At 43.6% G+C, this 6848-nt stretch carries 1 protein-coding gene and 1 pseudogene; both read left to right on the forward strand.

The window, feature by feature from the left end; all coding sequences use genetic code 11:
* The first annotated feature begins 115 nt into the window (after nt 1–115).
* The gene (locus HPY74_08445) at nt 116–4825 is read left to right on the forward strand and encodes an AAA family ATPase (GenBank protein ID NSW90688.1); all 4710 of its coding nucleotides are present in this window, start codon (nt 116–118) and stop codon (nt 4823–4825) included.
* 189 nt (nt 4826–5014) lie between these two features.
* Nucleotides 5015–6422 (forward strand): annotated as a pseudogene (locus HPY74_08450) (DDE-type integrase/transposase/recombinase).
* Nucleotides 6423–6848 lie beyond the last annotated feature (426 nt).

Here is a 6848-nt window from a genome sequence, read left to right on the forward strand (position 1 = left end):
TCATATTCATGGCTGTAAATATTGCGAATCCATTGCATACATCTTCACATTATAAGGAACGGGTGATAATATATCAATAAGAGGATATGATAATAAATGGGGGCTGGAAGTTTGGATGTTTGTTTTACCGGATTATATAATTTGTGAACAAATCCATGAAAATAGCAGAATAAATATATACAGAGGATATACAGCCAGGCACCGGGTGCCGGTTATCATAAAGGCGCTAAAAAAAGAAGCAGCCAACTCGATTGGAATATCAAGGCTCATACATGAGTACGAAATTACCCGGAATCTTAATATCGAAGGCATTATTAAGGCCATAAGATTGGAACAGGCAGGGTCATTCTTTGCCCTGATCATGGAAGATATCGGGGCTGTATCCTTGAGAAAATACATGCAGGACCATCCAGTGAGCCTGCAGAACTTTCTTGATATTGCTGTCCATCTTACAGAAGTTCTTGGCCGACTTCATCAAAAAGGTATAATCCATAGGGATTTGAAACCGGAAAATATTCTCATACATCCCAGTATGGGAAAAGTATATATTATTGATTTCAGCAGCGCCGAACTTTTTCCTGCGGAAAGTAAAAATACCCTGCTTTCAAATAATCCGGCAGGGACCCTGGAGTATATGTCTCCGGAACAAACAGGCCGGTTGAATATAGGGATTGACCAACGCAGTGACCTTTATTCTCTGGGGGTAATATTTTATGAGATAATGACCGACCAGCTTCCTTTGCAGGCTGAAAAACCTGCTGAGTGGATACATGCCCATTTAACCCGGAAACCGGAACCGCCGGATAAAATCAACCCTGATATTCCTTCCGTTATATCCGATATCATTATGAAACTATTGGCAAAGGGTGCTGAAGAGAGATACCAGAGTGCCTATGGGCTTTTGTGGGATCTTAAAGAATGTAAGAGACAGCTGATTCAAACAGGAAGGATTGAGCCTTTTTCCATAGGACGGATGGACGTATCCGCACGTTTCCAGCTGCCCCGTAAGCTCTATGGAAGAGAAAGGGAGAAGGAAGCTTTAAAAGCTGCTTTTGACCGTGTATGTGAAGGTCAGGCCGAGACAATACTGGTAAGCGGATATCCGGGTGTAGGCAAAACAATGTTGATAAATGAAAGCCTGAAGCCCATTGTGATGGAAAAAGGCTATTTCATCATGGGGAAATTTGACCAGCTCAGGCAAAACATTCCTTATGCTCCCTTCGCGGCTGCCTTTGGGAATCTGGTAAAACAGCTGATGACCGAAAGTCAGAAAGAGCTGGACCGGTGGAAGAAAAGAATTTTGTGTGCTCTTGGCCGGAACGGTGCAGTGGTCACCGAGATCATTCCGGAACTGGAATGGATCATCGGAAAGCAGATTCCTGTGGATGTGCTGTCCCCGAAAGAGACTGAAAACCGTTTCCTGCTGGTATTCAGAGATTTTGTCAGGGCATTTGCCCGGAGAGAGCATCCGCTGGTGCTGTTTCTAGACGACCTGCAGTGGTCGGACCCTGCTTCGGTACACTTACTGAAGTATTTGAACCAGGATGCAAACCTTCACTTTTTGCTTTTCATCGGAGCTTTCCGAGAAAATGAGGTGAATGGGGATCACCCGCTGGCGGAAATGCTGGAAGAAAGCCGTAAAGGGAAGCCCCATGAGAAGCATATTTCCCTGCTGCCCATGGAAAGAAACCAGGTTGAGAAACTGGTAGCTGAAACGCTGCACGCTGAGTCGGAAAATACGGCTGCCCTGGCGGAGGTATTGTACCGTAAATCCGGGGGCAATCCCTTTTTCCTGGGGCAGTTGCTCACTCTGATACATGACGAAGGATTTCTATATTTCAATACACAGGAAGGCTGCTGGAAGTGGGAACTGGAAGCTATCCAAAAGCTGCAGCCGGGAGAGGATGTGCTGGAAACTCTCCTGAAAAAGCTGCAAAGGCTTCCGGAGGAGACCCGGGAGATCATGAAGCTGGCGGCCTGCATTGGAAACAGATTTGACCTGGAAACACTGGCTGCTGTGAGCGGCAAGTCTTTGGAGGAGACAGCCTCCTGCCTGATGCCGTCGATCCTTGAAGGGCTTGTCCTGACAGCGGTAAATCAAAAGAAAAACCTGACTTCAGCTTATCCGGAGACCATGCTCTCTGTATTTGAATTCCTGCATGACCGGGTACAGCAGGCTGTCTATTCCCTCATTCCGGAAAATGAGAAGAAAGAGAAGCACATTGTCATCGGTCGTCTGCTTTTACAGAATACGGTCCGCAGCAGTCCGGAAGAGAAGATACTGTCCATCATGGACCATTTCAACCGCAGCCTGGAACTGATTTATGACCCTGTAGAGAGGATGGAGCTGGCAGGATATAACCTGATGGCGGGACGGAAGGCTAAAGTCTCGGCGGCGTATGCTTCGGCCCTGCAATATTTCAGATCCGGAAGGGCACTGCTGCCAGACGCCGCATGGGAGCATGCCTATAGTCTCAGCTATGACCTGCACCTGGAGCTTGCCCAGGCGGAATATCTATCTGGCAATGTGAAAGCTGCCGAAGAACTATTTGACGCTGTCATCGAGAAGGCCGGAACTGAACTGGAGCGGGCAGGCGTATACGGCTTGAAGGTGATATTATATGCTGGCATGGGGAAATATGCCGAAGCGGTCCGGACGGGTATCCACGCTCTGGAGAATTTGGGAGTCAAGCTGCCTGTCCACCCCAAAAAACTGGATTATGCAAGGGAACTGCTGCTATATAAATGGTACATGCGGAATAAAAAAATTGAAGATCTGATCCATCTGCCTGAGATGAAGGATCCGGTACAGAGGAAGATTGCAGAGCTCTTGACCCGTCTGTCCTCCGTAACAATGACCAGCTATCCGGATTTATACAGCTTTATTATTCTGAAAACCGGCAATCATGCCGTCCGGCATGGAAATACCGAAATGACTTCCGTCGGATACTTCGGGTACAGCATTACTGCCGGAAGCATTCTGGGAGATTATGAAGCAGGGGATAGGTATGGAAGGGTATGCATCCATCTGGTGGAAAAGTATGACCGGAGTTCTTCCAAATGCATCATATATTTTGTCATCGGAGCGTTTATTTCCCATTGGACCCGGCACGCGGCCTTAGGGCTGGAGTACCTCGAAAAGGCTGCCCGCAGCGGGATGGAAGCCGGGGATGTACTGATTATTGGTTATGCACATTGTCTTATTCTTGAAATCCGGTATCTTCTAGGTATTTCCCTGGGGGAAATTGCAGAGGAGATCCGGAAAAAACATGAGATTGCAAGAAGGCTAAAGCATGACAACCTTGCTATCAATGCGGCAATTTACGAAAAGGTTATATCGGCGCTGCGGGGACGAAAGGCAGATTCACTGGCATCCGGTGCAGCAGAGTTTCAAAAGGATGAGTTTCTACAACTGGCACAGAAGGATCAATCTTCCCTGGCAACCTATTATTTTTACAAAATGCAGTTGTGCTACATGGCAGGAAATTACAGGGATGCCCTGTCTGCCGCACAAAAGATAGAGCCTCTAACCGGGGCTATTCTTGGCTTTATGATCAGCGCCGAATACAATTTTTATCATTCTCTGACTATAATGGCTCTTTATGGGGAACTGTCCTTTAAGGACAGGAAGCGTCACTGGAAAACACTGAAAAAAAACCAGCGGCAGATGAAAAAATGGTTGGAGGCCTGCAAGGAGAACTTTGAACACAAATTCCTGCTGGTTGCCGCCGAAACAGCGCGCCTGCGGAACAGAAGGGAGGAAGCCATGTCGCTTTATGACCGGGCCATTCGATCAGCCCGGGAAAACGGCTATATACAAAACGAAGCCCTTGCCAATGAACTGGCGGCAAGGTTTTATCTGTTCCAGGGTCTGAGGAAAATAGCAAGGACTTATATGATGGACGCCTGTAGCGGATACAATAGATGGGGAGCTTTTGCAAAAGTTAAAGAACTTCAGAACCGATATCCCGAACTTTTGGACGGAATAGATTTCGAAAAGCAAAAGAATGATACTGCTCAAGTATTTGAAAATATACTAAGTATTTCTACGACAAGCGACAGTGAAACGGCAGGCAGCCTGGATATGTATTTTATAGATAAAGCGGTAGAAAATATTTCTAAAGAGACTGACATAAATAAGCTGCTCGAAAGCTTTTTAGATATAGCAGTCCAAAGCATCGGTGCAGACAGGGGGTATTTAATACTTGAAAAAAATGGAGAGTTGTTTATCGAAGCTGCAAAAGATAGTAACTGCAGTGTAACGGTCGTAAAAACCGTCCCAGTGGAAGAAAGTCATAAACTTTCAAAGGCAATAGTACGGTATGTCGCCCGAACCCTTGAGACTATAGTTTTAAATTGTGGAGAGCAGAATGGAATCTTTGCCAGTGACCCTTATATAGCAAAATCGGATTTAAGGTCGGTAGCCTGTCTGCCTTTATTGTTTCAGGGAATACCGTTTGGTGTGCTTTACTTTGAAAACAGCCTTCTACCCGGGGTATTTACACCTGATCGGCTTGAGGCGTTGAAGCTATTATCCACCCAGGTAGCCTGTGTTAAAAAACTGCAATCGTATCTGGAGGAAAATACTGTAAAGGCCGAAGAGGAAGCATACCCCTATCTTATTGATCCTCTCACTGAACGGGAGACAGAGGTGCTCAATCTCATCGTAGAGGGAATGTCCAATAAGGAAATTGCCGATAGGTTGGAGATCACCATAAATACAGTTAAGGGCTATATAAAGAATATATATGAAAAACTGGGAGTAAACAGGAGGGTACAGGTCGTAACCAGGGCAAAGGAACTTAAGATATTGAAAAATAAGTAGGATGATAAAAAAATGTGTTTTCCTACCCTTTCGGGTGATTTCTTTTTTTTTTAAGTTATAAACCTACTAAAAATTAATAATTTCCCAATTTGACATCAACAAAACCAATTTATGGTATAATGTTGTACAGTCAATAAACTTTATACACGAAAGGAGTAGTGTCACCTTGTACAACATTATAACCTTTTTATTAGGCTATATATTCAACTACAATACAAAATAATTATTTTTCTTCTTACTGTAGTACTTGGCAAATTTCCTTTAAAAAAGAATACCAAGCAGCCAATTAATAAACCTTACCGTAAATTTCAGGTAGAGCCCATGCCTGTAATAAAAACCTTAGAAACTCTCGATTACAAAAAGCTTATACAGGAACGATTCCTAAAAGACGGTAAAGTTATTCGCCCCGTTAAACGTCGTAAAGGAAAAGATATACCCCACGACATATCCTGCCCAAGGGGCAATGCACCTCATGAGTATATTTACGACAATACCGGAGGCAAAGGTCAGTTTAAGTGTAAAGTGTGTGCCTTTTTGTTTAATCGTAAAACCAAATACCTTAAAACCATTGCTTTTCATTGCCCTTTCTGCGGTAGGACACTGGAACTTAAAAAAAGCGCAAGTATTTTAATATCTACAAATGCCCTAATTTTGAATGCCCGTTCTATCTAGATAACTTGAATTCTCTCTCTCAAGAGGATAAGAAACGATACAAGGAACAACCTCATCTCTTCAAGCTTCACTACCTCTATAGAGAATACAAGCTTGATTTTAAACCTCTTGAGAGAAAATACACCATGCCCAATATCCGTGATATCTCAAAGCTTTATGTCTCACCTCACACCTTGGGTCTTATACTTACCCACCATGTAAACTTTGGCCTTTCCACTAGAATGACTGCCGCTGTTATGCGTGAAGTTCATGGCGTAAATATCTCACATGCTTCGGTTAACAACTATGCCAATGCAGCTGCACTCATTGTAAAACCTTTCGTGGATAACTTTGACTACAAACCTTCAAATACTCTCTGCGGTGATGAAACTTACATCAAGGTGCTTGGAAAGTGGCACTATGTCTACTTTATTCTAGATGCAGTTAAAAAATCATCTTAGCTTATCCTGTATCTCCAAACCGTGATACCATCGCTGCTATAAAAGCACTTGATGATGCACTTTCCAAGTATGAGTCAATCCCCGAAGACCTTACAATGGTATTCGACGGTAACCCTACTTACCTGCTTGCCCGGTACTTCTTTGCCCAGTACAATATCAATTTTGATATAAAGCAAGTCATAGGACTCAAAAATGAAGATGAAGTATCACAGGAGTATAGGCCACTTAAGCAGATAATTGAAAGGCTTAATCGCACTTTCAGGTATAACTACAGGCCTACTAATGGCTTTGGCAGCGATACCGGTTCAGTATCTTTTCTTACGCTGTTTGTTGCCTACTTCAATTTCCTAAGGCCACATTCTTCTCTTGAAGGAAAAGTGCCTGTAGTACTGGAAGAACTTTCATCACTCCCTAATATGCCTGCACGGTGGCTGAAACTCCTTGAGTTATCTGAGGAATACATCATAAAGCAGCAATCTGCTTAATGATGTATATCCGTTTAGCAGAAGCCCGAGGTAAAAACCGCCGGCGAAGCGAACCTTTGACAAACCAAAGCATGCAAATGCTATAATGAAGTTCCCGAGGGCGCATCATAATATGATGTATATCCGTTCCCTTCGCCCTCGGCATGTCTTATCCTGCATTTGCATGCTGTTTGTCAAGGGCGGCGGTGAACATCTATACATTTTTGGCTGCCTATATTCTTTTTTCAAAGATCATTTCTACTATATAGTTCCATAAAAATTGCTTATCAGCCTTTTTCATAAAACTTTTTACACTACCCACTTTTTTTGTACAAATGGCAGATATTTTCTGCCGTATTTTCAATATATCACTTCCGGTGGCGTTGCTGGTGTTTCACTTTTTGTTTGCTAATATATGTAAATTCAATCATTTTGTGTATATTATGC

Source organism: Bacillota bacterium, from assembly GCA_013314855.1.
GTDB lineage: Bacteria > Bacillota > Clostridia > Acetivibrionales > DUMC01 > Ch48.